Annotated in this window: 2 protein-coding genes; both read left to right on the top strand. The window is 44.2% G+C overall.

Translation table 11 applies throughout. The features are described 5' to 3' along the window. A partial coding sequence (locus tag NF859_RS00200; RefSeq protein WP_252742490.1) for a hypothetical protein occupies window positions 1-427 on the top strand: 427 nt, incomplete at its 5' end. A gap of 50 nt (window positions 428-477) precedes the next feature. Continuing rightward, window positions 478-855, top strand: coding sequence for a hypothetical protein (locus NF859_RS00195; protein WP_042696758.1), 378 nt, complete (start codon window positions 478-480; stop codon window positions 853-855). Window positions 856-871: the final 16 nt, after the last annotated feature.

Here is an 871-nt window from a genome sequence, read left to right as displayed (position 1 = left end):
GGGCGTGTTTATAGTAACCTTTATTAGGGTTTTTGCTGAATTCTTTCAGGTGGTTGCCGTGATCCCCAGATGGGATCACAGACTCAAAGACCCTGAAAGCGTGGCATTCGCAATTCTTGACGTTTTAGCAGACTTCGAATCAGAAGGAAAGCTGAAGAACCTGCCAAAATCCAAAAAATTTCCAGTAAAAACAATACTGGCAATACTCCTCTTTAAACAATACTACAACCTACCCCTCAGAGACGCCCAGCACTACGGCAGAAAATTCTTCGGAGCAAACATTCACTACTCAACCCTCCACAACTGGGAGAAAAAGCTGAACCTCGAAGAACTGACAAACCACCTCCTGAAAAAACTCCAGAAATTACCCTACGCCAGCACTCAAGCAGACTCAACCATTATTACAAATAAAAAAAGGGTAGGATAGAAGTTCAGGCAATAACGAGAATCCTGCCGGGTTTACTGTATCCGGTTGCTGTGAAGATCACAACTTCTGAGAACGAGCTGATTGAACTCCTGCCGGGGGGTTCTGGGAATTTTTATGCTGATGGGGCTTATGATTCAAAGAAAGTTCTGAACACTGTGGTGGAAAAGGGTTATCGGCCGATTGTTAAGAAAACTAAGAACGCTCCAGGTGGTTTTGGTAGTAAGAAGAGAGACAGAGTGTTTTCTGAAGAAGAGTACAGGCATAGGAATCCTCATGAGGGGTTCTGGGGTGCGTTTACAACGTGGTTTGGCAGTAGGATCCCCTGTTTTCTGAAAAAGACTACTGTAACCCGAATCCTGCTTGGGGTAATGTGTTATGGTCTGAAAATCCTCCTCAGAGTCAAATACTGTTTAAATAACAGGGGGTGAAACTAAACACGCCCCT

The organism is Thermococcus alcaliphilus, from assembly GCF_024054535.1.
Classification (GTDB): Archaea; Methanobacteriota_B; Thermococci; order Thermococcales; family Thermococcaceae; genus Thermococcus_A; species Thermococcus_A alcaliphilus.
Note: the sequence above shows the minus strand (reverse complement) of the source record. Positions and strands in the feature narration are given on the sequence as shown.